The organism is Microbacterium sp. BDGP8, from assembly GCF_029991045.1.
In the GTDB taxonomy this organism is placed as follows: Bacteria; Actinomycetota; Actinomycetes; order Actinomycetales; family Microbacteriaceae; genus Microbacterium; species Microbacterium plantarum.
The window spans coordinates 1,932,801-1,957,182 of the sequence record NZ_CP120712.1 but is presented as its reverse complement, the minus strand read 5'-3'; the positions used below and the strand labels follow the sequence as shown (position 1 = coordinate 1,957,182).

General features: G+C 69.9%; 21 protein-coding genes and 1 tRNA gene. 13 read left to right on the top strand and 9 right to left on the bottom strand.

The features are described from left to right. Position 1 precedes the first annotated feature (1 nt). The 3 genes from P6897_RS09450 to P6897_RS09440 are packed head-to-tail and all read left to right on the top strand — an operon-like array spanning position 2 to position 2,367. Positions 2–685 (top strand): ABC transporter permease, encoded by a 684-nt coding sequence (locus tag P6897_RS09450; protein ID WP_282501043.1) that lies wholly within the window; start codon positions 2–4, stop codon positions 683–685. Then, positions 682–1,395 (top strand): ABC transporter permease subunit, encoded by a 714-nt coding sequence (locus tag P6897_RS09445; protein WP_112618041.1) that lies wholly within the window; start codon positions 682–684, stop codon positions 1,393–1,395. Before P6897_RS09450 ends, P6897_RS09445 begins: the two co-directional genes overlap by 4 nt. A gap of 54 nt (positions 1,396–1,449) precedes the next feature. Continuing rightward, entirely contained in the window at positions 1,450–2,367 is a 918-nt protein-coding gene (locus P6897_RS09440; RefSeq protein WP_023950327.1) for an ABC transporter substrate-binding protein, read from the top strand. Positions 2,368–2,424: 57 nt separating this feature from the next. On the opposite strand, the gene P6897_RS09435 is transcribed toward P6897_RS09440, so the two are convergent. Both P6897_RS09435 and P6897_RS09430 read right to left on the bottom strand, forming a co-directional pair. Continuing rightward, positions 2,425–4,242: an ABC-F family ATP-binding cassette domain-containing protein gene (locus P6897_RS09435; RefSeq protein ID WP_274179530.1), complete on the bottom strand. Its 1,818-nt coding sequence runs from the start codon at positions 4,240–4,242 to the stop codon at positions 2,425–2,427. Positions 4,243–4,301: 59 nt separating this feature from the next. Continuing rightward, positions 4,302–4,820 carry a MarR family winged helix-turn-helix transcriptional regulator gene (locus P6897_RS09430; RefSeq protein ID WP_274179529.1) on the bottom strand — a complete coding sequence of 173 codons (519 nt, stop codon included), beginning with the start codon at positions 4,818–4,820 and terminating at the stop codon, positions 4,302–4,304. Between the two features lie 99 nt (positions 4,821–4,919). Here P6897_RS09430 and P6897_RS09425 point away from each other — a divergent pair. From P6897_RS09425 to P6897_RS09395, 7 genes are all read left to right on the top strand, one after another. After that, positions 4,920–4,991: transfer RNA gene (locus P6897_RS09425), tRNA-Gln, on the top strand. Position 4,992: 1 nt separating this feature from the next. Next, a complete protein-coding gene (gene glmU, locus P6897_RS09420; protein WP_274179528.1) occupies positions 4,993–6,465 on the top strand; it encodes a bifunctional UDP-N-acetylglucosamine diphosphorylase/glucosamine-1-phosphate N-acetyltransferase GlmU in 1,473 nt (490 codons plus the stop codon). Continuing rightward, positions 6,440–7,474: a ribose-phosphate diphosphokinase gene (locus P6897_RS09415; protein WP_112617994.1), complete on the top strand. Its 1,035-nt coding sequence runs from the start codon at positions 6,440–6,442 to the stop codon at positions 7,472–7,474. The genes glmU and P6897_RS09415 overlap by 26 nt, the downstream gene beginning before the upstream one ends. A gap of 126 nt (positions 7,475–7,600) precedes the next feature. Next, on the top strand, positions 7,601–10,306 hold the full coding sequence (locus P6897_RS09410) for an HAD-IC family P-type ATPase (RefSeq protein WP_274179527.1): 2,706 nt from the start codon (positions 7,601–7,603) through the stop codon (positions 10,304–10,306). Positions 10,307–10,394: 88 nt separating this feature from the next. Beyond that, on the top strand, positions 10,395–10,889 hold the full coding sequence (locus tag P6897_RS09405; RefSeq protein ID WP_274179526.1) for an FMN-binding protein: 495 nt from the start codon (positions 10,395–10,397) through the stop codon (positions 10,887–10,889). Beyond that, positions 10,886–11,758, top strand: coding sequence for an FAD:protein FMN transferase (locus P6897_RS09400; protein WP_282501042.1), 873 nt, complete (start codon positions 10,886–10,888; stop codon positions 11,756–11,758). The genes P6897_RS09405 and P6897_RS09400 overlap by 4 nt, the downstream gene beginning before the upstream one ends. Beyond that, positions 11,755–13,302: a flavodoxin reductase gene (locus P6897_RS09395; protein ID WP_282501041.1), complete on the top strand. Its 1,548-nt coding sequence runs from the start codon at positions 11,755–11,757 to the stop codon at positions 13,300–13,302. Before P6897_RS09400 ends, P6897_RS09395 begins: the two co-directional genes overlap by 4 nt. A 51-nt stretch (positions 13,303–13,353) precedes the next feature. Here the strand turns inward: P6897_RS09395 and P6897_RS09390 are convergent, their stop codons facing one another. The 4 genes from P6897_RS09390 to P6897_RS09375 form a co-directional block, all read right to left on the bottom strand. Beyond that, positions 13,354–14,763 (bottom strand): HNH endonuclease signature motif containing protein, encoded by a 1,410-nt coding sequence (locus tag P6897_RS09390; protein ID WP_282501040.1) that lies wholly within the window; start codon positions 14,761–14,763, stop codon positions 13,354–13,356. Positions 14,764–14,862: 99 nt separating this feature from the next. Next, the gene (locus P6897_RS09385) at positions 14,863–15,282 is read right to left on the bottom strand and encodes a hypothetical protein (protein ID WP_282501039.1); all 420 of its coding nucleotides are present in this window, start codon (positions 15,280–15,282) and stop codon (positions 14,863–14,865) included. After that, positions 15,279–16,862, bottom strand: a complete 1,584-nt coding sequence (locus P6897_RS09380) for an ATP-binding protein (protein ID WP_323985794.1) — start codon at positions 16,860–16,862, stop codon at positions 15,279–15,281. Before P6897_RS09380 ends, P6897_RS09385 begins: the two co-directional genes overlap by 4 nt. Further along, on the bottom strand, positions 16,859–17,590 hold the full coding sequence (locus tag P6897_RS09375) for a response regulator transcription factor (RefSeq protein ID WP_274178006.1): 732 nt from the start codon (positions 17,588–17,590) through the stop codon (positions 16,859–16,861). Before P6897_RS09375 ends, P6897_RS09380 begins: the two co-directional genes overlap by 4 nt. Positions 17,591–17,678: 88 nt before the next feature. Between P6897_RS09375 and P6897_RS09370 the strand changes: the two genes are divergently transcribed. Then, positions 17,679–18,692, top strand: a complete 1,014-nt coding sequence (locus P6897_RS09370) for a magnesium and cobalt transport protein CorA (RefSeq protein WP_282501038.1) — start codon at positions 17,679–17,681, stop codon at positions 18,690–18,692. Between the two features lie 76 nt (positions 18,693–18,768). On the opposite strand, the gene gndA is transcribed toward P6897_RS09370, so the two are convergent. After that, on the bottom strand, positions 18,769–20,361 hold the full coding sequence (gndA, locus tag P6897_RS09365) for an NADP-dependent phosphogluconate dehydrogenase (RefSeq protein WP_274178004.1): 1,593 nt from the start codon (positions 20,359–20,361) through the stop codon (positions 18,769–18,771). A gap of 69 nt (positions 20,362–20,430) precedes the next feature. Next, positions 20,431–21,093, bottom strand: a complete 663-nt coding sequence (eda, locus tag P6897_RS09360; RefSeq protein ID WP_274178003.1) for a bifunctional 4-hydroxy-2-oxoglutarate aldolase/2-dehydro-3-deoxy-phosphogluconate aldolase — start codon at positions 21,091–21,093, stop codon at positions 20,431–20,433. Between the two features lie 96 nt (positions 21,094–21,189). Here eda and P6897_RS09355 point away from each other — a divergent pair, with 96 nt between their 5' ends. Both P6897_RS09355 and P6897_RS09350 read left to right on the top strand, forming a co-directional pair. Then, positions 21,190–22,632: an FGGY-family carbohydrate kinase gene (locus tag P6897_RS09355; RefSeq protein ID WP_274178002.1), complete on the top strand. Its 1,443-nt coding sequence runs from the start codon at positions 21,190–21,192 to the stop codon at positions 22,630–22,632. An 8-nt stretch (positions 22,633–22,640) separates the two neighbouring features. Next, positions 22,641–23,597, top strand: coding sequence for a phosphoglycerate dehydrogenase (locus P6897_RS09350; protein ID WP_274178001.1), 957 nt, complete (start codon positions 22,641–22,643; stop codon positions 23,595–23,597). Here the strand turns inward: P6897_RS09350 and P6897_RS09345 are convergent. Beyond that, on the bottom strand, positions 23,572–24,267 hold the full coding sequence (locus P6897_RS09345; RefSeq protein ID WP_114589581.1) for an FCD domain-containing protein: 696 nt from the start codon (positions 24,265–24,267) through the stop codon (positions 23,572–23,574). The genes P6897_RS09350 and P6897_RS09345 overlap by 26 nt on opposite strands. Positions 24,268–24,382: the final 115 nt, after the last annotated feature.

Genomic DNA, 24,382 nt, shown 5'->3' with positions numbered 1-24,382 from the left:
CGTGTCGTGGATCTGGTCGAATCTCGACCTCATCTTCTCGCTCGCTCTGGATCACATCCGGCAGAGCGTCATCGCGATCGTGCTCGGGTTCGTCCTCTCGGTGCCGCTCGGGTGGGTCGCGTGGCGCTATCGCCTGCTGCGCGGGTGGGTCATCACCCTGACGGGGCTTCTCTACACGATCCCCTCGCTCGCGCTGCTCGTTCTGCTGCCGAGCGCGCTCGGGTACGGCATCCGCACCGAGACGAACCTCATCGTCGGGCTGACGATCTACGCCATCGCGATCCAGACCCGCTCGGTCGCCGACGGCTTCGACTCGGTCGACCCCGGCGTCCGGCAGGCGGCCACGGCCATGGGATACGGCGGGTTCCGTCGTTTCTGGGCGGTCGACCTGCCGCTGTCCGGACCCGTGCTGCTCGCCGGCCTGCGGGTCATGGCCGTCTCGACGGTGTCGCTCGCGACCGTCGGCATCCTCGTCGGCGTCACCAACCTGGGGTATCTCTTCACCAACGGCATCCAGCGCCGCCTGCTCGAAGAGGTGTTCGCCGGCATCGTCGCCGTCGCGATCATCGCGCTCGTTATCGATGCGCTGCTCGTACTGATCGGACGACTCGTGATGCCTTGGGCGCACGCGGGCTCGGCCCGCCGCGATCGTCGCGCGCGCCGCCGACGGGAGGTGACCGCATGAACGTCTTCGTCGACGCGATCGCCTGGATCCTCGACCCCGCCCAGTACACGGGCAGCAACTCGGTGCCGTTCCTGATCGGCCAGCAGCTGTTCTACACCTTCGTCTCGGTCCTGATCGCCGCGCTCATCGCCGTACCGATCGGCTGGGCCATCGGCCACACGGGGAAGGGCCGCGAGTTCGCCGTGGCCGTCTCGGGAGCGGCCCGCGCCATCCCCTCGTTCGGACTGCTGATCCTGCTGATCCTGCTGCTGGGCGTCACCCAGAAGACCGAGGCGGCGTTCATCACGTTCGTCGTGCTGGCGATCCCGCCGCTGCTCGCGGGCGCCTACAGCGGACTGCAGGCGATCGATCGCCGCACGATCGACGCCGCCCGGGCCGTCGGCATGACGGAGTGGCAGATCCTCTGGCGCGTGGAGGTTCCTCTGGGCCTGCCGCTCCTGATCGGCGGACTGCGCTCCGCGGTGCTGCAGGTGGTGGCGACCGTGACGATCGCGGGGTACACCGACCTCGGGGGGCTCGGCTTCCGCATCATCCAGGGCATCGACCTCCGCGCGATCGACCAGGTGCTCGGCGCCGCACTGATCCTCGCGCTGCTCGCCCTCCTGCTCGACGCCGTCTTCGCCCTCCTGCAACGTCTCAGCGCGCCACGCGGTGTGCGCGCCGCCGACGCCCCGCAGCGGAACCGCCGGCCCGTCGCCGCGACCGCCTGACCGACCTTCCCGACCCACAGCACCGAACTCCCGCACCATCGAAAAGAGGAACCCATGTCCCGCTTCACCACCCGCCGCCTGCTGACGGCCGGTGTCGGCGTGCTCGCCGCCACCACCCTGTTCGCCGGATGCGCGAGCTCCGACCCGCTCGCGGAAGGCGGCGGCGAGTCGGCGGCCCCCGCCGACGGCACCATCGTCATCGGCTCGCAGGACTACTACTCCAACGAGATCATCGCCGAGATCTACGCCCAGGCGCTCGAGGGCGCAGGCAAGACCGTCGACCGTCAGTTCACGACCGGCCAGCGCGAGGCGTACCTGCCCGAGCTCGAGAGCGGCTCGCTGACGCTGTTCCCGGAGTACACCGGCAACCTGCTGCAGTACTTCGACGAGGACACCACCGCCCGCACCTCCGAGGACGTGTATGCCGCTCTCGCCGACGCGCTCCCCGAGAACCTCACGGTGCTCGACCAGGCGACCGCGAGCGACCAGGACTCGTACACCGTGACGGCGGCGTTCGCCGAGCAGTGGAACCTGACCACGATCGCCGACCTCGCGAACGTCACCGAGCCGCTGACCCTCGGCGGCCCGGCCGAGCTCGAGCAGCGTCCCTACGGCCCGACGGGCCTCGCCGACACCTACGGCATCGAGGTCGGCTTCCAGGCGACCGGCGAGACCACGGTCGACGACCTCGTCGCCGGCACCGTCAACGTCGCGAACGTCTTCACGGCCGACCCGCGCATCCAGACCGACGACCTCGTCGTGCTCGAAGACCCCGAGGGGCTCTTCCTCGCGTCCAACGTCGTCCCGGTCGTCAACAAGGACCTCGCTGGCGAGGTCGAGGACACCATCAACGCCGTCAGCGCGAAGCTCACCCCCGAGGCCCTGGTCGCCCTGAACGTCCAGAGCACGGTCGACAAGCTCGAGCCGGCCGCGATCGCGAAGAAGTTCCTCGAGGACAACGGACTCGTCTGATCCGCAATGAAGCCCCCGGTGCGCACAGCGCCGGGGGCTTCGTCGTGCGGCGCGCACTCAGCCGTCGATGGCCTCGCCGAGCTCGAGCCAGCGTTCCTCGAGGGTCGTCGTCTCGGCGACGAGTTCATCGCGCCGGCGCTGCAGGCTCATGATCCGCTCGAAGTCGTCGTGAGCCTCCGCGAGCTGGGCGTCGACGGCCGCGATCTCGCCCTGGATCTTCTCGAGACGGCGGTCGATCGCCGAGATCTCCTTCTCGGCCGCTCGCCGCTCCGCGCCGCTCAGAGTGGGGGCCGCCGGGCTCGCCGCCCCGCCACCCGATGCCGGAGCGGATGCCGCTGAGGTCGACCCCGTGCGCCCGGGCTGCTCGCGTCGCAGCCGCAGGTACTCGTCGACACCGCCGGGAAGATGTCGCAGCCGCCCGCCGAGGATCGCGTACTGCTGATCGGTCACGCGCTCGAGGAAGTAACGGTCGTGCGAGACGACGATGAGTGTGCCGGCCCACGAGTCGAGCAGGTCCTCGATGGCCGCCAGCATGTCGGTGTCGAGGTCGTTGGTCGGCTCATCGAGGATCAGCACGTTCGGCTGGTCGAGCAGGATGAGCAGCAGCTGGAGACGCCGCTTCTGCCCGCCGGAGAGGTCCTTGACCGGCGTCGAGAGCTGCGCCGAGCTGAACCCCATGCGCTCGAGGAGCTGCCCCGGGGTCAGGTCCTGCGCCTTCGATCCCGAGCCGATCGTGTAGCTCGTCCGCAGATTCGAGATGACGACGCGGACCGGCTGGTCGAGGTGCTCGTCCAGTTCGCTCATGCGCTGGGAGAGGGTCGCGACCTTGACGGTCTTGCCGTGCTTGACGCGTCCCGCGGTCGGCTCGACGGTACCGGAGATGAGCCCGAGGAGCGTCGATTTGCCCGCGCCGTTCACGCCGAGGATGCCGGTGCGCTCGCCCGGCGCGATGCGCCACTCGACCTTCTCGAGCACGACGCGATCGCCGTAGCTGACACCGGCGTCGAGGACGTCGACGACATCCTTACCCAGTCGCGACACCGCGAGCGACTGCAGCGCGACCCGATCGCGGATCTCGGGAACGTCGGCGATCAGCTCGTTCGCCGCGTCGATGCGGAACTTCGGCTTCGAGGTGCGGGCGGGGGCGCCGCGGCGCAGCCACGCCAGCTCCTTGCGGGCGAGGTTCTGCCGTCGGGCCTCGATGGCGGCGGCTTGCCGGTCGCGTTCGACCCGCTGCAGGATGTACGCCGCGTAGCCGCCCTCGAACGGTTCGACGATGCGGTCGTGGACCTCCCAGGTCGCGGTGCAGATCTCGTCGAGGAACCAGCGGTCGTGCGTCACGACGAGGAGCGCACCGGAACCGGCCGACCAGCGGCGCTTGAGGTGCTCGGCGAGCCACGAGATGCCCTCGACGTCGAGATGGTTCGTGGGCTCGTCGAGGAAGATGACGTCGTGATCGCCCGCGAGGAGCGCGGCGAGCGAGACGCGACGGCGCTGACCGCCGGAGAGCCCGCGGATCGGACCTTCCCAGTCGAGGTCGCCGAGAAGGCCCGCGATGACGTCGCGCACGCGGGCGTCGCCCGCCCACTCGTGATCGGCGAGGTCACCGACCACCGCGTCGCGCACCCGGAGGTCGTCGTCGAGGTCGTCCGCCTGCGCCAGGACGCCCACCCGGGTGCCGCCGCGAACCGTCACGCGGCCCGAATCGGGCTCGACGAGCCCCGCGAGCATGCGCAGGAGGCTCGACTTGCCGTCGCCGTTGCGGCCCACGATGCCGATGCGGTCGCCCTCGTCGACTCCGAGGGAGACCCCGTCGAACACCACTTTGGTCGGATACTCGAGGCGAAGGCCCTCGGCTCCCAGAAGATGCGCCATATTGCTTCCAGGCTAGGCCACGCCCGCGGCGGGGCCGCTGTCAGCCGGAGCGGGATGCGTCAGGCGGACGCCGGCGGGGGAGAGCCGTCGAACCCCAGCGACAGCTTGCGCAGCAGCGACGCCAGGCGGTCCCGGTCGCCCTTCGACAGGCCGGACAGAAGCACGGCTTCCGCGTCGACGAGACGCGTGATGGCCGCATCCACGCGGATGCGTCCGTCGTCGGTGAGGGTCACCAGGACACTGCGCCCGTCGCCCGGATCGGCCTCGCGCCGAACGAGCCGGCGCGCGACGAGCCGGTCGATGCGGTTGGTCATCGTGCCGCTCGAGACGAGGGTCTGCTGCAGCAGCTGCTTCGGGCTCAGCTGGTAGGGCTCGCCCGCGCGGCGCAGGGCCGAGAGCACGTCCCACTCCCACGGCTCGAGATCGCTGCGGCGAAACGCCTCGCGCCGCGCCCGGTCGAGGTGACGCGACAGCCGGTCGACGCGCGAGAGCACCCCGAGGGGGGAGAAGTCGAGGTCGGGGCGCTGCAGCGACCACGCACCGACGATGCGGTCCACCTCGTCGGTCTCGTGTGCCATGGCACCATTATCCCGACCCGCGGGGCGGGACTCAGCCGCGGCGCAGACGCGACCCCGCGCGCTCTGGCAGACTTGTCGGGCTGCACCTGCGTGCGGCGTTCCGCCGTGGTGTAATGGCAGCACGACAGCCTTTGGAGCTGTGAGGTCTAGGTTCGAGTCCTGGCGGCGGAGCATGAGCGACACCCCACTCGACCCCCGTCTCGCTGTCGTGATCCTCGCCGCGGGGCAGGGGACGCGGATGAAGTCCTCCCTCCCGAAGGTGCTGCACCGCATCGGCGGTCGCCCCCTCGTCGGCCATGTGCTCGACACGGCACGCGACCTCGCACCCGCTCACGTGCTCGTCGTCGTCCGGCACGAGCGCGATCGCGTCGCCGAGGCCGTGCTCGGCGTCTCGCCCGAGGTCGTCGTCGTCGACCAGGACGAGATCCCCGGCACCGGCCGGGCCGTCGAGGTCGCTCTCGACCAGCTGCCGGACTTCGACGGTGACGTGCTCGTACTCAGCGCGGACGTCCCCCTGCTCGATGACGCGACGCTCGGCGAGATGCTGCGCACCCATCGTGCATCGGGCGCCGCCGCCACGATGCTGAGCGCACGCCTGAGCGACCCGACCGGTTACGGTCGCGTCATCCGTGACACCGCGGGCAGCGTCGACCGCATCGTCGAGCACAAGGACGCGTCGGATGCCGAGCGCGCCGTCGACGAGGTCAACGCCGGGGTCTACGTCTTCCAGGCAGCGCCGTTGCGCGAGCGGCTCGGCCGCATCAGCATCGCCAACGTGCAGGCCGAGAAGTACCTCACCGATGTCGTCGGCATGCTCCGCAACGACGCGCTCGCGGTCGCCGCGCAGCTCGTCGCGGACGCGAATCTCATCGTCGGCGTCAACGACCGGGTGCAGCTGGCCGAGGCCGCGCGCCTGCTCAACGCCCGCACCGTGCGCCGCTGGCAGCTCGAGGGGGTGACCGTGCAGGACCCCGCCACGACGTGGATCGACGTCACGGCGACGCTGGCCCCCGACGTGACCGTTCTGCCGAACACGCACATCCTGCGTGCCACGGTGATCGCGGAGGGTGCGACGATCGGGCCCGACACCAGCCTCTCGGACTGCGAGGTCGGCGCGGGCGCGACCGTCACGCGGAGCGACGCGACCCTCGCCGTCATCGGGGCCGACGCGACCGTGGGGCCCTTCTCGTACATCCGGCCGGGCACGCAGCTCGGCGAGCGCGGCAAGATCGGCACGTTCGTCGAGACGAAGAACGCCGTCATCGGGGAAGGCAGCAAGGTCCCGCACCTGTCGTACGTCGGCGACGCCGAGATCGGCCGCGGCGTGAACCTGGGGGCGGGTGCCATCACCGCGAACTACGACGACCTCGCCAAGCACCGCACCGTGATCGGCGACGAGGTCCACGCCGGCTCGCACAACGTCTTCGTCGCGCCGGTTAAGATCGGTGAGGGCGCCAAGACGGGCGCCGGAGCGGTCATCCGCAAGGACGTCCCGGCCGGTGCTCTCGCGCTCAGCGTCGCCCCCCAGCGCAATGTCGCAGGGTGGGTCGAGAAGAACAGACCCGGTACTGCAGCCGCCGCAGCAGCGGCACGCGTGCGGTCTTCACAGGAAGCGGACGATGGCTCGCAAGAAGAACACGGTTGACCTCGACGTCTCGCGGGGCATCGCCCCGGGACTGGTCGCCAAGACCAAGAAGCGTCTCGTCGTGGCATCCGGTGGCTCGCACCCCGCGCTGTCGGCCGATGTAGCAACGCAGCTCGGCACGGAGCTCGTCCCGACCGAGCACCGCACCTTCGCATCGGGCGAGATCCTCACCCGCTTCGAGGTGTCGATCCGCGGATGCGACTTCTTCCTGGTGCAATCGTTCGGACCGCCGGTCAACGAGTGGCTCATGGAGACGCTGATCATGCTGGATGCCGCCAAGCGCGCGTCCGCCAAGCGCATCACCGTCGTCGCGCCGTACTACCCCTACTCGCGGCAGGACAAGAAGGGTCGCGGCCGCGAGCCCATCAGCGCGCGTCTCGTCGCCGATCTGTTCAAGACGGCCGGCGCCGACCGCGTGATGAGCGTGGACCTTCACGCCGCGCAGATCCAGGGGTTCTTCGACGGTCCCGTCGACCACCTGTTCGCCAAGCCGGTCCTGCTCGAGCACTTCGAGCGCACGCTGAGCCCGGAGGACCGCGAGAAGCTCACCGTCGTGTCGCCGGACACCGGCCGCGTCCGCGTCGCCGACACCTGGTCCGACAGCCTCGGCGCTCCGCTCGCGATCATCCACAAGCGGCGCGACCCGAACGTCGCCAACCAGGTCACCGTCAACGAGATCGTCGGTGATGTCCGGGGTCGTGTCTGCCTGCTGGTCGACGACATGATCGACACGGGTGGCACGATCGTCAAGGCCGCGCAGGCCCTGAAGAACAACGGCGCCGAGCGCGTCATCGTCGCGGCGACGCACGCCGTCTTCAGTCACCCCGCGGTCGAGCGTCTGCAGGATGCCGCGATCGACGAGGTCGTCGTCACCGACACGATCCCGCTCGGTGACGACAAGCGCTTCCCCGGCCTCACCATCCTCCCGATCGCCCCGCTCCTGGCGCGCGCGATCAAGGAGGTCTTCGAGGACGGCTCTGTCACCAGCATGTTCGACGGCGCCGCCTGACTCGACCTGACCCCGGCAGGGTGACCCCGGCGCTGCATCGAGCGTCGGGCTCGGGACGGGGCCGCACCGGGATCTTCTCCGGCGGCCTCCGGTGTACCGCAAAGCCGCACGCCGTAGGATCGGCCCATGGCTGCCCCTGTCTCCGAGGCGGATCTCGAGTCGCCTCGCTCGTACGCCCGCCCCGTCGACGAGGTCGCCGCGGCGCTCAGAACCAGTGCCGACGGCCTGAGCTCGGATGAAGCAGGGCGGCGCCTCGACGCGGTGGGGCCGAACGTCCTTCCCGAGGCCAAGCGCACGCCCGCGTGGCTGCGGTTCCTCTCGCACTTCAACGACACGCTGATCTACATCCTGCTGGCCGCCGCCGCGATCAAGGCGGTCATGGCGGACTGGCTCGACGTGTGGGTCATCCTCGCCGTCGCCATCATCAACGCGGTGATCGGGTATGCCCAGGAGGGGCGCGCCGAGAAGGCTCTCGCGGGCATCCGCGGCATGCTGTCGTCGGATGCGAGCGTGCGCCGAGACGGCTCGTGGCGGAGTGTGCCCGCCGCCGAGCTCGTGCCCGGCGATGTCGTGCGCCTGTCACCGGGCGATAAGGTTCCGGCCGACCTCCGGCTCGTCCAGGCGAGCCAGCTGCGCATCGACGAGGCGGCGCTGACCGGCGAGTCGGTACCGGCGTCGAAGCACACCGATCCGGTCGACGCGGATGCCGGCGTCGGCGACCGGGCGTCGATGGCGTTCTCCGGCACGATCGTGTCGGCGGGACAGGCCCGCGGAATCGTCACGGGCACGGGCGCTCGTACCGAGATCGGCAAGATCCAGGAGCTCGTCGGGGGCGCTGGAGCCCTGACGACGCCTCTCACGAAGCAGCTGGACGCGTTCGGGCGGGTCCTGACCCTCGTCATCCTCGGGATGGCGGCCGCCATGATGCTCGTCGGCCGATTCGTGCACGGGATGCCGTTCGGCGAGCTCGTCTCGGCCACGATCGGTTTCGCGGTGGCGGCGATCCCGGAAGGGCTGCCGGCGCTCGTGACGATCACTCTGGCGATCGGTGTCCAGCAGATGGCCCGGCGTCGCGCCATCACGCGGAAGCTTCCCGCTGTCGAGACGCTGGGCTCGGTGACGACCGTCTGTTCCGACAAGACGGGCACGCTGACGAAGAACGAGATGACGGTGCGGCGGATCGTCACCCCGGTCGCCCGCTACGACGTCTCGGGGCTGGGCTACGAACCGGCGGGCGAGATCGAGCGGACCGACGGGGACGGGCGTTCCGGCGGTGATCTGTCGGCCGTCCTCGCCGTAGCGGACCTCTGCAACGACGCGAACATCGTCTCGGATGACGACGGTTGGAAGCTCGTCGGTGAGCCGACCGAGGGTGCGCTGCGCGTCGTCGCGATGAAGGGCGGACACGACGGTGAGGCAGAGGGCGTCCGTCGCGTGGACGTGCTCCCGTTCGACTCGGAGAACAAGTTCATGGCGACCCTGAACGAGGGCGCCGACGGGTCGCGCGCTCTCCTCGTCAAGGGCGCGCCCGACCGGCTGCTCGACCGCTCGACGCGCCAGCGCGGGGCCGCGGGGCCGGAGGAACTCGACCGCGAGTTCTGGGATGCGGTCATCGCCGAGCTGAGCGCCGAGGGCCTGCGCGTGCTCGCCGCCGCGCGCAAGCCGTCGCGCCTCGACGAGGTCGGGATCGACGACGTCGATGAGCTGGAGTTCCTCGGCCTCTGGGGCATCCTCGACCCCCCGCGGCCCGAGGCCGTCGAGGCGATCGCCGACTGCCACCGGGCCGGCATCCGCGTGAAGATGATCACGGGCGACCATGCGGGAACGGCCGTCGCGATCAGCCGTGAGATGGGGCTGGTGTCGGATGACGAACCCCGCGTGCTCACCGGCGGCGAGCTCGAGTCGCTCAGCCAGGAGAAGCTGAAGGATGTCGTCCGCGACGTCGACGTCTACGCGCGGACGAGTCCCGAGCACAAGATCCGTATCGTCCGAGCGCTCCAGTCGCACGGCGAGGTGGTCGCGATGACCGGTGACGGCGTCAACGACGCCCCCGCGCTCACCCGCGCGAACGTGGGAGTCGCGATGGGGATCAAGGGCACCGAGGCGACGAAAGAAGCCGCCGAGATCGTACTCGCTGACGACAACTTCGCCACCATCCGTTCCGCGATCCGCGAGGGGCGCCGGATCTACGACAACCTGCGCAAGTCGATCGTGTTCCTGCTGCCCACCAACGGGGCCCAGTCGCTCGTGATCCTCGTCGCCGTCGTCTTCGGGTTGGCGCTGCCGTTGTCTCCCGTGCAGGTGCTGTGGGTGAACATGGTCACGGCGGTGACGCTCTCGCTCGCCCTCGCGTACGAGCCGGCCGAGCCGGGGATCATGTCGCGACCGCCCCGGTCGAGCGGCGGGTCGATCATCTCGCTGCGCGAACTTCTGTTCGTCCTCATCGTGTCGGTGATGATCGGGGGAGCGACGCTCGCGGCGTTCGCGATCGTTCGAGCAACGGGCGCCGAGCTGGATGTCGCCCGGACGGTCTCGGTCTCCGTACTCGCGCTCGGCCAGCTGGCGTTCCTGTTGAACTGCCGGTTCTTGCGCCGTTCGAGCCTGACCCGGGATGTCCTGCGCGGCAACCGGGTGATCTGGTGGTCGGCTGCAGCCCTCGTCGGCTTGCAGCTCATCTACACGTACGTGCCGTTCATGAACGCGCTGTTCGACTCGCGGCCGCTCTCGGCGCAGGCCTGGCTGCTTCCGCTGGGGTTCGCCGTGGCGATCTTCTTCGCGGTCGAAGGGCTGAAAGCGCTGTGGCGCGCGCCGGAACTCGATGCAAACGCATAGGAACGACAGAGGGGAGCCATGGCGACGGGCCGCTAGCGTGAGATCAGCCCACCTCCCCCCGGAGGGGCACGACACAGGAGGACCCATCATGATCCGCGCCACTGCCGTACCCCGTTCGCTCCGCGTGACCGCCGCCGCGGCGTCCGTCGCCGGCCTTGCGCTCCTCGCCGGCTGCGCGGGCCAAGCCGAAGGCGAGCAGCCCGCATCAGGCACGGCGCCCTCCGCCGACGCGACGACCGAGACCGGTTCGAGCAGCCCGAGCGGTTCGTCGGGGGCGACCGGCGGCACTTACACCGACGGCACGTACACGGCCGAGGGGACCTATCAGACCCCCGAGGGCCCCGAGACGATCACCGTGACGCTCACGGTCGAATCCGATGCCGTGACCGCGGTCGAGGTCACCGGTGAGCCGACCCGCCGCGAGAGCAAGCAGTACCAGTCGCAGTTCATCGGCGGCATCTCGGATGCCGTCGTCGGCAAGAGCCTCGACGACGTGAAGGTCGACCGCGTGGCGGGCTCGTCGCTCACGAGCGGTGGTTTCAACGCGGCGGTCGAGGAGATCCGCACCGACGCGGCAGCATGATCGTCGCGACTGCCGGCTTCGGGCGGTGGGAGTTCGGCGCCATCGGAACCGCGTGGTGCGTCGACAGCGAGGTGCCGCTGCGTGACGGCGATCGGTCAGCGGTGATGTCGCTCGTGGAGTCGTTCGATCGGGACTGGTCGAGATTCCGCGCGGACTCGACCGTGAGCCGGCTGGCGTCGGGCGGATCGGTCGCGGCGCCTCCCGACGCCGCGGCCTTGCTGGCGCTGTACGGCGACCTGGCCGACGTCACGGACGGCGCGGTGAACCCGCTCGTGGGTGACGCACTCGCCCGGCGCGGTTACGACGGCTCGTACTCCCTCCGCGATCGCGGGGCGATGGCCGCGCCGGACCGGTGGCGCGATGTCGTCGAGCTGGCGGACGACCGACTCACGCTTCACAGCCAGGCGACGATCGATGTGGGCGCGGTGGGCAAGGGTCGCCTCGTCGATCTCGTGATGTCGGAGTTGCGGCGGCGCACGGCCGGCTGGCTCGTCGTCGATGCGAGCGGCGACCTCGCGATCGACGGGGTGCAGCAGCGTGTCGCGCTCGAGCACCCGTATGACGGGTCCCGGGCGGTCGGAGTCTGGACGCTTGACGCCGGGGCGCTGTGCGCCTCCGCGACCAACCGTCGAGCGTGGGGCGATGGTCTGCATCACGTTCTCGACGCGCGCACGGGCGAGCCGGTTCGGGAGTACGCAGCGACGTGGGCGGTCGCTTCGGACGCCATGACGGCGGATGCCGTCGCCACCGCCCTTTTCTTCGACGGCGGCCCGCGGTTCGCGCAGGCGCAGGGGGCATCGTGGGTGCGGATGCGCACCGACGGTTCCGTCGAATGGTCACCTCACTGCGAAGCGGAGTTGTTCGTATGACGTCCCTGACAGCCTTTCGGAATCGGACCGTCGGCGCGCTCGGGCGAGTGTCGATGTACCGGTTCGTCCTCGTCGCACTCTCCGCGCTGACGGTGATCGCTTTCGTGCTCACTCTCGTGGGTCAGATCGCCGGCGACCCGCTCGCGCTGCCGGTGTCGCTCATCGTGCTGGCCGTCGCGATCATCGCGGTCGATGCCGTTGCGCAGCGGATGCTCGGTCGCACCTGGCGCATCGAGTCGGCGCTCATCACCGCGCTCATCCTGTTGTTCGTCCTGCGCCCGACGCTCGAGCCGGTCGGACTCCTGGGGCTCGCCGTCGCGGGAGCGGTGGCCTCGGCCTCGAAGTACCTGCTGGCCTGGCGCGGGCGGCACATCTTCAACCCCGCGGCGGCGGGCGCGACCGTGCTGACGGTGCTCAGCATCCCGTTCCCCGACCTCGGCGCATCCGCATGGTGGGTGGGTTCGCCTGTGCTGGCCGTGCCGGTCATCGTGCTCGGCGGGCTGGTGCTCGTGCGCACGGAGAAGGTGCGGGTGGTCGCGGTCTTCCTCATCGTCGCGGTGGCCGTCGCGCTCGTGCGGACGTTCGTGCAGTACGCGCAGGTGTCGCTCCCCGTCGACGCGTCCGTCATCGCGCAGGTGCTGTGGTCGTCGCCGTTCCTGTTCCTCGGCGCGTTCATGCTGTCGGAGCCGTTGACCCTGCCGCCGCGTCGGCGGCAGCAGTACGCGGTCGCGGCTCTCGTGGGGGCTCTCGCGGGATGGCCGATCCTCGTCGGCGACGTGAGCCTCGGGCAGGAGCGTGGGCTGCTGATCGGCAACCTGCTGGCGTTCTTCTTCGCGTACCGCGCCGCGGTGCGGCTGACCTTCGTCGAGCGCACAGCCCTGACTCCGTCCGTTCGCGAGCTGACCTTTCGGGCGCACCGGGGTTTCCGATTCCGCCCGGGTCAATACCTCGAGCTCGAAGTGCCGCATCGCCGTCCCGACGCGCGGGGCACGCGGCGCGAATTCTCGATCGTTTCGGCGCCCGCGGAGCTGCCGGAGGTGCGGATCGCCATCCGCGAGGGGTCGCAGTCGAGCTACAAGAAGGCGCTCGCGCTGGTCGAGCCCGGTCGCGATCTTCCCGTCACCGGCGTGTGGGGCGATTTCGTGCTCCCCGCACGGACCGATGCCAAGGTGTTGCTCGTCGCGGCCGGTATCGGGGTGACGCCCTTCGTCTCGCAGTTGCGCGAGATGCGTCTGGCGGGGGAGCGGCGGGATGTCGTCATGGTCTACGTGGCATCGGATGCCGACGAGCTGGCCTTCCGCGATGACATCATCGCTGCGGAGATCCCGGTGATGGTCGTGACGCGAGACGAGCCTCGGAACCTGCCCGACCACTGGACGTGGACGGGCGGGGCGCGGCTGACCGCGGCATCTCTCGCCACGCTCGTGCCGGACCTCACCGAACGGCACGCGTTCATCTCGGGACCGCCGCGGCTCATCGCCGACCTCGCCCCGGCGCTCTCGAAAGCGCGGTCGCTCACCACGGACGCCTTCGCCGGATACTGAATTCGCAGTGCGTGTCGAGATCGCGCGACGCATCAGAAGGGTCGCGACGCATCAGAAGGGTGGAGCGAGATCCGGCGGCGGCCCGCCGGATCCGACGCGAGATCGCGGTGGGCCGGAGGTGTCGATGGTGAAGCAGACGGCGGGTATGGGGACGTCTTCGCGGTAGATCCGGCCGAGGGGTGAGGTCCATTCGAGAACGCCGCCGCCGACCTGCCTGACCTCCCACTTGGTGAACTGCTTCATGGAGTGGTGTCGTTGGCAGAGGTGGGCGAGGTTGAAGATGTGGGTGTGGCCGCCGAGGGCGTAATCGACCGTGTGGTCGAGTTCGCAGCGGATCGCGGCCCGTCGGCATCCGGGGAACCGGCAGTGCTGATCCCGCGCCATCAGGAGCTTCTTCATCGACGCGGTCGGCCGGTAGGTGTCGATCTCGACGGGAGTACGGCTGACGGGGTCGATGAAGAGCCGGTCCCACTCCGACACCTGCCCCGCGAGCTCGCGCGCCGTTTCGGCATCGACAAGCCCCGCACCCACGGCTTCGGCGGGGTTCTCGTCACGCCCCATCAACGTCTCGGCGGTGACCGCCACCTGCACGCGTGCCCGGATCGCCCCGAGCCCACCAGCCCGATCGATCCCATACGTCGGGTCAACGACCGGCGCCCCGCCGAGCACCAGGTCGCCGAGGATGTCGGCCCGCAGCTGATCCATCGTCCGCGTATCGGCGGGCTCGCCCGCCCCGACGGCATCCGCCCCGGCGGCATCCGCCCCGGCACCCGCACCCGCACCCGCATCCGCATCCGCACCCACGGTCCGGGCGTCCTTGACGGACTGTCCCATCTGCGTGAGCCGGTCGAGCATGCCCACCGCGATCACGGTCGGGACGGTCGCGATGACATCCGACATCCCGTCCGTTCCGTGTGAGACCCGCACACACCGCCCGGCGGCGGCGTCGCGGTGCCGGTCGGTGAACGTGCGCTCATGAAGTCTCTCCGCGAGGGCACGCAGCGCCGGTTTCACCCGGGTGGCGATGTCGCGCTCGCACACCGCGATCGCCGCGACCTCGAACTCGCCCCGCACCTCATCGGGCAGCCCGGTCCCCGCTGTGACGACCGCGTCGACGTGGTCGCGGGTGATCCGCCGCTCCTCCCACGCCGAAAAGACGGTCGGGTAATCGTCGACGATCGTCAGCGCATGGTCGATGTCGGCCTGCAGGCGCCTGTCGGTCCGCCGGGCCAGCCCCGCAGCTTCAGCCGCGACCGACCGCAGCTCCATGTCCGAGGCCATCCCACGCACTCCGTCACGGCGCGCCTCACGCAACGCGGACCGGCCCAGCTCGGCCAGAGCCCGCACCGAAGCGACATCCGCGTCATGCACCAGCGCGAGCGCCTCGCCGTAAGCCGCGATCGCGGGGCCGTGCGGCGAGACCTCGATCTCGTCCGAGCCGCCACCCCTGTTCGCTGACATGTTCCCATTGTGGCAGCCGGGTCAGACATCCACATCGAACATAGCTACGAAATGCAAAACTCGTCAGACCCCACCCCTGGGGAGGAATCGCCGACCGGCTCAGCCGCCCGCCCGACCGCGCCCGTCGATCTCGGAACAACGGTGTTCGACAGCACGTGCGATGTCATCCACCGCGCGCCACAGCGCCGTCGATGCATCCGTCGGCGACGGGCTGGCATCCCCGCGGAGACGGCGCTTGAGGAGGTCCTTCGCTTCAGCGCGTTCGATGTCGGCGGCGAGCTCGAAAGCGAGAACGTCGAAGTCGCGCTCCGCATATCCGTCTACGGTCGCTCGTACTCTGCCCAGCTGCGCATCGTCGCTCTCGAGGTGCAGGTGAGTGCGGAGCGCTGGGTCGTACGGTGTCGCACCGACGTAGGCGATGTCGCCTGTCGCCGCGTCGACCCAGACGTAGATCCATGAGCTGGACGGCTGCACCCGCCCGCGGCGGACCGCCACGATCCGCGGCTCACCGAGCGTCACGGCATGTCCTGCGTTCCGCTCGCCTGCTCATTCGTGGTCGGTCCCGTCCCGGCATCCGACGGCTCGCCCGTCTCCGGGGCGGCCGGTCTCGCGGTCAGGCGCAGTTCGAAGGTGGTCGAGCCGGGCTCGCTCTGCACGGTGAGCGAGCCTCCGTGCGCGGCAACGATCGCGCGCGCGATCGACAGGCCCAGCCCTGTGCCGCCGGTCTGACGCGCGCGGGAGCGATCACCGCGTGAGAAGCGTTCGAAGATTTCGTCAGCCACGGCGGGGTCGATACCCGGGCCGTCGTCGTGCACCGACAGGATCGCCGTGCCGTCCGCAACGCGCACGGAGGTGGTGACGGTGGTCCCCGCCGGGGTGTGCACGCGGGCGTTCGCCAAGAGGTTCGCGACGACTTGCGTGATGCGGGTGGCATCCGCGGCGACGATGACCGGATCGTCGCCGACGTCCAAGCGCCATTCGTGGTCCTGGCCCGCGGCACGCGCGTCGGCGACGGCATCGACCGCGAGCGCCGTCAGGTCGACGGTGCCGTAGACGAGCTCCTGGCCCTCGTCGAGGCGGGCGAGGAGCAGCAGGTCTTCGACGAGCCTGGTCATGCGCAGCGACTGCGCCTGGATGCGCTCGAGGGCGGCCGTCGTCGTCTCTTCGACCCCGGGCACGCCCTGGCGCATCGCGCGCAACGAGAGCTCCGAGTATCCGCGGATCGAGGCGAGCGGGGTGCGCAGCTCGTGGCTGGCGTCGGCGACGAACGACCGCATGCGCTCCTCGTTGCGCTGGCGTGCGATGAGGGATGCGTCGACATGGTCGAGCAGCGTGTTGAGGGCGGCGCCCACGCGGCCGATCTCATCATGGTCGTCGGTCTCCTCTGCGGGCACGCGCTCGGTGATGGAGACAGCGCCCTGCGCGAGGGGGAGCGACGCGACCCTCGTCGCGGTGTCAGCCACAACGCGCAACGGCCGGAGTGAGCGCTGGATGACAACCGCGATCGCCGCGCTGAGGAGGAGCAGGCCGCCGACGGTCACGATCGTGATCGTGGTGACGACGATTGCGACAGTCGTATCGACCTGTGCGAGCGGAAGAGCACCCAGCCCGGTGATGTCGCCCGCTTTAAACGACACGACGCGGAACGCGCCGAGATCGCCGATCTCGATCGTCGCCGGAAGGGCGCTGAGGTCGGTCGAAGCCAGATCGTTGAGCTCCGCGGTCGTGAGGCTGCGCACTCCCTCGTCGCCGTCGAAGGTCGCGCCGGTGACGGGACCGCGCGGGTCCTGCACCAGCAGCGTGTAACCATACGGGAGACCCGTCGTGCCGGCGATCGTCTCCTCCGCGGAGCGCACACGCACGACGTAGCCGCTGCTGTCGAAGAGTTTGAGCCCGCGCGTGAGCGATTCGGCGTTGGTGGTGACGGTTGAGACCAGCACAGTTCCGATCGTGGTCGCGAGCCCGACGGCGCTCGAGATGAGCGTCAGCGCGACGACACCGACCACCGTGACCATCAGCCGCGTCTGCAGCGTCCAGCGCTTGCGGGCGCGCCGGTCCGTGCGCCCGTGCGCGCCGGCGCCATCCGGGGCGGACGTCACTGCGGAGCTTTGATCATGTAGCCCACACCCCGGACGGTGTGGATGAGCGGCTCGCGACCCGCATCGATCTTCTTGCGCAGGTACGAGATGTAGAGCTCGACGACCGAGGATCGCCCGCCGAAGTCGTAGTTCCACACGCGGTCGAGGATCTGGGCCTTCGACACCACGCGGCGCTGGTTTCGCATGAGGTAGCGCAGGAGCTCGAACTCGGTGGCGGTGAGCTCGATGCTCGTCCCGCTGCGTTCGATCTCGTGCGAGTCCTCGTTGAGCGTGAGGTCCCCGACGCGTAGCACGGGGTCGGCGCCACCGGCTGTCGCGGTTCCGGCGCGCCGCATGAGACCCCGCAGCCGTGCGACGACCTCCTCGAGACTGAAGGGCTTCGTGACGTAATCGTCGCCGCCCGCTGTGAGCCCAGCGACGCGGTCGCCCACGGAATCCTTCGCGGTGAGGAACAGCACGGGAACATCGTCGCCGGACTGACGAAGGCGCTGCAGCACCGACATCCCGTCGAGGTCGGGCATCATGATGTCGAGCACCATGGCGTCCGGCTCGAATTCCCGGGCGAGCGAGAGCGCCTCGAAGCCGGATGCCGCGGAGCGGACCTCCCAGCCCTCCATCTTCAGTGCCATCGAGAGCAGATCGGTGAGCATCTGCTCGTCGTCGACGACGAGGATGCGCAGCGGGGAGCCGTCGGGACGCTGCAGTGCCGTGGGAGCGGGAGTGGTCATGAGCCCATTGTGAGGCGTTCGCTATGGAGAAGCTATGGACGATGCTATGTGCGCGCTGTGAGCTCGGGATGTGGCATACGGTGACGTCATGACGAACGTTGAGGCGGCGGTGTATGTCGACGGGTCGCGGATCGGCGACGGTCTGGCGCCGCGCGACGCCGCGGTGCTCGCGCGCGAACGGGGCGGCTTCGCGTGGGTCGCGTTGATCGACGTCGACGACGCGCAGATCGAGTCTCACGCGGCCGAGCTGGGGGTACCTCCCATCGCGGTCAAGGAAGCCCTCCGCCCGCATCAGCGGTCGATCTTCGAGCGGTACGGCGACCACGCCTTCGTGGTGCTGCAGCCCGCGCATTACGACGATGCCTCCGAGACGGTCCGCTGCGACGAGATCGACGTGTTCCTCGCACCGCACCTCATCGTGACCGTGACGCGCTCGGATCGCATCGACCTCAGCGAGCTCCAGGGTCGTCTCGACAGCCACCCGGACCTGCTCCGCCGCGGCCCGGCATCCGTCATGTGGGTACTCGCGGAACTCGTCACGACCGGTTACCGCGTCGTGCTCGACGGCGTCGAGAACGACATCGACGAGATCGAGGATCAGCTGTTCGGCGACGACCCCGGAGTGTCGAGGCGCATCTTCGACCTGCAGCGGGAGGTGATCGACCTCGCTCACGCCACGACGCCGCTGCCGGACGTCCTGACGCGGCTCGCTTCGACCCTCACGGATGCCGCGGCCGGCGCCGAACCGGCCGGATGGGACGACGTCCGCGGCCGCGCGCAGTACGTGGCGGAGCGCGTGCAGTCGATGCGACACACGCTCGACGACGCGTTGACGATCCACGCGACCCTCGTCAACCAGCGGCTGGACGAGAAGATGGCCGACCTCACCGTCGTCCAGGTGCGCCAGAACGAACAGGTCAAGAAGATCTCGTCGTGGGCGGCGGTCGGATTCGCCCCGACGTTCGTCGCGAGCGTTTATGGCATGAACTTCAGATTCATGCCCGAGCTGGACCAACCGTGGGGCTACCCGATGGCGCTCGGGCTGATGGTGCTCCTGAGCGCCGGTCTCTACGGGATCTTCAAGCGCAACGACTGGCTCTGACGTCTCGTCGTCGCGTACAGCGAAGGCCCCGCCGAGCGGAGATGCTCGACGGGGCCTCGTGACCTCAGGAGTGGGGTCAGTGCGTGTCTTCGGCCTCGACCTCGGAACGGTCTCCCGACCACAGCGTGTGGAAGGTGCCGTCCTTGTCGATGCGCTTGTAGGTGTGCGCACCGAAGAAGTCGCGCTGGCCCTGGATGAGGGCTGCCGGCAGGCGCTCCGCACGCAGGCCGTCGTAGTACGACAGCGACGAGCTGAAGGCGGGAGCGGGGATGCCGGCGCCGGCCGCGGCCTGCACGACGTGGCGCCACGCGTCCTGGGCGCGGCCGAGCGCCTCGACGAAGTACGGCGCGGTCAGCAGGACGGGGAGCTCGTCGCCGGTCGCGTACGCGTCGGCGATGCGGTTGAGGAACTGCGCGCGGATGATGCAGCCGCCGCGCCAGATCTTCGACACCGCGCCGAGGTCGATGTTCCAGCCGTACTGGGCAGCGCCGGCACGGATCTCGTCGAAGCCCTGCGAGTAGGCGACGATCTTGGAGGCGTAGAGCGCGAGGCGCACCTGCTCGATGAAGGCGTCGGCGTCCTCGACCGTGAACGACGCGTCGTCAGGGCCGGGCAGCGAGCCGGACACGTCGCGCTGCTCGCGGTGGCTCGAGAGCGAACGCGCGAAGACGGCCTCCGCGATGCCCGAGACGGGCACGCCGAGGTCGAGCGCGGTCTGCACGGTCCACGCGCCGGTGCCCTTGGCACCGGCCTGGTCGACGATCACGTCGACGAGGGGCTGACCGGTGGCGGCATCCGTCTGACGCAGCACCTCGGCGGTGATCTCGATGAGGTACGACTCGAGCTCGCCGCGGTTCCACTCGGCGAAGATGTCGGCGATCTCGGCGGGCGATTTGCCGGTGCCGCGGCGGATGAGGTCGTAGGCCTCGGCGATGAGCTGCATGTCGGCGTACTCGATGCCGTTGTGCACCATCTTCACGAAGTGGCCGGCGCCGTCGTGGCCGACGTGCGTCACGCACGGCTCGCCCTCGGCGACCGCGGCGATCGACTTCAGGATGGGGCCGAGGGTCACCCACGACTCGTCGGGGCCTCCGGGCATGAGCGAGGGCCCGAGGAGGGCACCCTCCTCACCACCGGAGACGCCCATGCCGACGAAGTTGAAGCCGGCCTCGCGGACCGCCTTCTCACGACGGATGGTGTCGGTGAACAGCGAGTTGCCGCCGTCGACGATGATGTCGCCCGGCTCGAACACCCGCATGAGCTCGTCGATGACGGCGTCGGTGGGGCGACCCGCCTTGACCATGATGATCGCGGTGCGCGGCTTCTGCAGGTTCGCTGCGAACTCCTCGTAGGAGAAGGCGGGGATGAAGTCCGCCTCGGGGTGAGTCTCGATGAGCTCGTCGGTCTTCGAACGCGACCGATTGAACACGGCGACCGTGTTCCCTTCGCGGCTCGCGAGGTTGCGGGCGAGGTTCGAGCCCATGACGGCGAGTCCGACCACACCGATGTTCGCGGAGCCGGACCCGGCCTCGGCGGGAGCGCTGCTCTCGTCGGGGGTCGGGCGGTCGACCTCCTCGGGACGCGGGGCGCCCTCGTGGACCGTGGCCGCTTCGTGCGGCGCCTGATCCTGATCGGTCGAGGGTCCTGTCGGTGAGGGGGTCGACGCCATGCGTAGCTCCAGGTTCGCGTGCGGGTGGGGTGGCCAGGTGCTGCGAGAGAGCCCGGCTCTCTCGCCACTTTATCCGTTCGGGAGGCCGGCCGGAGCGGCTTGCGACAAGGCGTCGACACGTGCGACCGCGTCGGATGCGGCGCGGGTGATGGCGGCGGCATCGCGTGCTCGGACGGCGGTCCGCGGCAGCATCCACGAACCGCCGACGGCGGTCACCTGCGGGTGCGCGAGATAGGCGTCGAGGTTCGTGGCGTCGATGCCGCCGGTCGGCACGAACCGCAGGTCGCCGAAGGGGCCGGCGAGAGCACGCAGGGCGGGGAGGCCGCCCGAGGTCTCGGCGGGGAAGAACTTGACCGTGGTGATCCCGGCCGCGAGCGCCCCCATGATCTCGCTCGCGCTGACGGCTCCGGGAATGAGGGGAACCCCGAGGTCGGCGGCGCGGTCGGCGACCGCGGGGTGGAAGCCGGGGGAGACGAGGAAGCGGGCACCGGCGGCGACGGCGGTGTCGACCTGGGCGGGCGAGACGATCGTGCCCGCGCCGACGAGCACGTCGCCTCGTTCGGCGATGGCTTCGATGGCGGCCGGTGCTGCGGGGGTGCGGAAAGTGATCTCGGCCACCGGGAGCCCGCCCTCGGCGAGCGCAGCGGCGATGAATAGGCCCTCGTCGGCGGTGTCGGCCACGACGACCGGAACGAGGCGGTGGCGGGCGATCTGATCGAGAACAGCGACCATGATGTTTCTCCTCGGGGTGTCCATCGTCGGCCGAATGATCATATCATTGAGTCTCGGCGACGCTGCTGCCCGCCGGACACCCGACGATGGGCCCCTATGAAGATCCTCGCTCTCGAAGCCAGCACCACCTCGGCGAAGACCATGCTCTTCGACACGGACACCGGCGCGGTCGCCGTTCGCAGCCGCCGGTTCGAAGTCGATGGGCCCGATTCGGCCGTCCGAGATGCCGACGCGATCTACATCCAGCTCATGGCCCTCGGTCGCGAGGCCGCAGCCGGCCAGCGGATCGACCTCATCGTGCTGAGCGGCACGTGGCACGGCCTCACCCTTCGCTCCGACGACCTCTCGGCGGTCACCCCGGTGATGGAGTGGCCCTACACCGGCGCGCAGGACCTCAGCGCCGCCCTCCGTGCGGACGACGACTTCACGTGGTGGTTCTACGAGCGCACGGGCTGCATGGTCAATGCCATCTATCCCGTGTTCAAACTTCAGCACCTCCGTGCGCAGGGGCTCGACATCGACGGGCTGCTGGCCCTCGACCAGGCCAGCCTCATCTTCGCTCGGATGACGGGTGAGGTCTGGACGAACGATTCCCTGGCCTCAGGCAGCGGGCTGCTCTCCGCCACCGATGCGACGTGGGACAGCGAGGTCATCGACCGGTTCGATCTCGGTCGCGTCCGGCTGCCCGAGCTGCACGAGACCACTGCCACGGCGCCCCTGTCGGCCGAGGCCGCGGTGCTCCTCGGACTCGCCGCGGGCATCCCGGTGCTCACCCCCGGCCCGGACGGCGGCTTGAACCAGATCGGCGACCTCGCGACCGAGCCCGGCGAGATGACCTTCTCGATGGGGACGAGCGGCGCCCTCCGCGTCGCGTCGCGTCATCCGGCGTTCTCGCCCACGCTGAGCACCTGGTCGTACCGCTCGCCGCTCGGTGCGCTGAGCGGCGCAGCGACCTCGGGATGCGGCAACTGCGTCGACTGGGCGCGCGACCGCCTGTTCGGGGCTTCGACCGACTACCTCGACATCGAGCCGTCGCTGTCGACCGACCGGGTCGACCTGCCCGTCTTCCTGCCCTTCTTGTTCGGCGAGCGGAGCCCGGGCTGGCAGGACCAGCGCCGCGGCGGCTTCGTCGATCTCGCGCCGGCACACTCGCGCGTGGACATGTACCAGTCGGTGCTCGAGGGCATCGTGTACTCGCTCTACCACTGCTACAAGGAGCTCACCGCCCTCGGTGGGACGCCTCGTCGCATCGTCCTCTCCGGCGGCGTCCTGTCGTCGCCGTTCTGGACGCAGCTCACGGCCGACGTGTTCGGGGTCGAGATGCAGGTCTCGGCGCAGCAGCACACCTCGATCGTCGGTGCGGTGCGGATGGGGATGCTCGCGAGCGGGCTCGACCTGCGGCATCCGGCCTTCGACGACGTCGAGGTGCGGACGATCACGCCTCGTGAGCAGCACCGAGATCGATACGACGAGGGGTTCGCCCGGTACCTCGATCAGTATCAGCGCACTGTGCCCGGATCGTTCGAGGCAGTCCGATGAAGGTCCTGGTGACGCCGACGTCTCTGTGCCGCGACCCGCACGGCGCATCGCTCCGCCGCCTCCGCGAGCAGGTCGGCGAGGTTATCCTCAATCCTCACGGGCGGCCACTCACGGCGGCGGAGCTCATCCCGCTCGTCGCCGATGTCGACGGCATCATCGCCGGGCTCGACGAATACGACGGGGCCGTCTTCGCGGCCGCGCCCCGATTGCGTGTTCTCGCTCGCTACGGGGTGGGTGTCGACCGGGTCGACCTGGACGCCGCCGCGTCGAGAGGCGTCATGGTCACTCGGACTCCCGGCGCGAACGCGATCGCGGTCGCCGAGCTCGCGATCGGCCTCGTGCTCGCCGCAGCGCGGGGCATCCCGCGGCTCGACGAGGCGGTGCGTGCGGGGGAGTGGCCGCGCCTCGAGGGCAAGGAGCTCACGGGCACCACCGCGGGGGTCGTGGGCTTCGGCGCCATCGGCCGCCTGGTCGCCGAGCGTGCGCGAGGGCTCGGTATGGAGGTGGTCGCGTACGACCCGATGCTGCCCGACGAGGCGTTCGCGCAGGCCGGGGTCGAGCGGGTCGGCATCGACGAGCTGTGCCGCCGCAGCGATGTGGTGAGCCTGCACGTCCCGCTGCTGCCCGAGACCCGTCATCTGCTCGATGCGCGCCGACTGAGCCTGCTGCCGCCGGGAGCGATCGTCGTCAACACCGCGCGAGGCGGCCTGCTCGACGAGGCCGCGGCGCGCCGCGCACTCGACGAGGGGCGCCTCCACGGGGTCGCCGTGGATGTCTACGAGACCGAGCCGCCGTCCAGTTCGCCGCTCGTCGGGCATCCCGGCGTGGTGGCGACGCCGCATGCGGGAGGGCACACGAGCGGTGCCGTGCAGCGAATGACGGATCAGTCGATCGATGCGCTGCTGGCGGCGCTGCGCGGCGAGCAGCCCGACGGCCTGGTCACACCAGCGCCCGGACCTCGCTGAGGACCGCGTCGACGTAGCCACGGGTGTGGCGCTCCGCACCGTCGGCGTCGCCGCGCGCGATCGCCGCGGCGGTGCGCACGTGGTTGTCGAGCGCCGCTTCGTAGGGGATCGCGGGAGTGAGTCCCACGTCGGAGCGCCCGGCGATGACGGCGGCGATCGCCGCCTTGTTCGCGGCGAGCATGAGGTTGCCGCTCATGTCGAGGATGAGGTCGTGGAACTGGATGTCGACCTCGAGGTACTCCGGCGATGCGCCCTTGCCGCTGCGACCGAGCTCCTCGAGACGCGCCGCGAGGCCGAGGAGCTGCGAGCGCTGCACGTCGGTGCCGCGCTGGGCGGCCAGTCGTGCGGCGATCGGCTCAACGGCGGACCGCAGCTCGTTCACCACGACGATCTGGTGGTCGCGGCGCGGTGATGCGAGCTGCCAGCCGATGAGGCGGGTATCGAGCGCGCTCCACTCGTTCGTCGGCGTCACGGTGAGACCGACGCGCCGGCGCGACGAGAGCATCCCCATCGCCTCCAGCACCCGAACCGCTTCGCGGATGACGGTGCGAGAGACCCCGAACTCGGCTTCGAGATCGGCGAGGGTGCATACCGACCCGGGTGCGAGCTCACCCGACGCGATACGCAGCCCGAGGGCGTCGAGCACGGATCCGTGGGATGCCTGCGCCATGACGCCTCCGATAAATACGATCAGTGGTTGTAAAAGATACGATCATTGTGCGAGGATCGCTCTGCTCCGCTGCCGTGGCACGGGGCAGCTCGAATCCTAACGCGGGACGATCCGC

Coding starts and splice junctions, on each gene's coding strand:
- P6897_RS09445 (WP_112618041.1), top strand. CDS start 682: ATGAACGTCTTCGTCGACGCGATCGCCTGGATCCTCGACCCCGCCCAG.
- P6897_RS09440 (WP_023950327.1), top strand. CDS start 1,450: ATGTCCCGCTTCACCACCCGCCGCCTGCTGACGGCCGGTGTCGGCGTG.
- P6897_RS09435 (WP_274179530.1), bottom strand. CDS start 4,242: ATGGCGCATCTTCTGGGAGCCGAGGGCCTTCGCCTCGAGTATCCGACC.
- P6897_RS09430 (WP_274179529.1), bottom strand. CDS start 4,820: ATGGCACACGAGACCGACGAGGTGGACCGCATCGTCGGTGCGTGGTCG.
- glmU (WP_274179528.1), top strand. CDS start 4,993: ATGAGCGACACCCCACTCGACCCCCGTCTCGCTGTCGTGATCCTCGCC.
- P6897_RS09415 (WP_112617994.1), top strand. CDS start 6,440: ATGGCTCGCAAGAAGAACACGGTTGACCTCGACGTCTCGCGGGGCATC.
- P6897_RS09410 (WP_274179527.1), top strand. CDS start 7,601: ATGGCTGCCCCTGTCTCCGAGGCGGATCTCGAGTCGCCTCGCTCGTAC.
- P6897_RS09405 (WP_274179526.1), top strand. CDS start 10,395: ATGATCCGCGCCACTGCCGTACCCCGTTCGCTCCGCGTGACCGCCGCC.
- P6897_RS09400 (WP_282501042.1), top strand. CDS start 10,886: ATGATCGTCGCGACTGCCGGCTTCGGGCGGTGGGAGTTCGGCGCCATC.
- P6897_RS09395 (WP_282501041.1), top strand. CDS start 11,755: ATGACGTCCCTGACAGCCTTTCGGAATCGGACCGTCGGCGCGCTCGGG.
- P6897_RS09390 (WP_282501040.1), bottom strand. CDS start 14,763: ATGTCAGCGAACAGGGGTGGCGGCTCGGACGAGATCGAGGTCTCGCCG.
- P6897_RS09375 (WP_274178006.1), bottom strand. CDS start 17,590: ATGACCACTCCCGCTCCCACGGCACTGCAGCGTCCCGACGGCTCCCCG.
- P6897_RS09370 (WP_282501038.1), top strand. CDS start 17,679: ATGACGAACGTTGAGGCGGCGGTGTATGTCGACGGGTCGCGGATCGGC.
- gndA (WP_274178004.1), bottom strand. CDS start 20,361: ATGGCGTCGACCCCCTCACCGACAGGACCCTCGACCGATCAGGATCAG.
- eda (WP_274178003.1), bottom strand. CDS start 21,093: ATGGTCGCTGTTCTCGATCAGATCGCCCGCCACCGCCTCGTTCCGGTC.
- P6897_RS09355 (WP_274178002.1), top strand. CDS start 21,190: ATGAAGATCCTCGCTCTCGAAGCCAGCACCACCTCGGCGAAGACCATG.
- P6897_RS09345 (WP_114589581.1), bottom strand. CDS start 24,267: ATGGCGCAGGCATCCCACGGATCCGTGCTCGACGCCCTCGGGCTGCGT.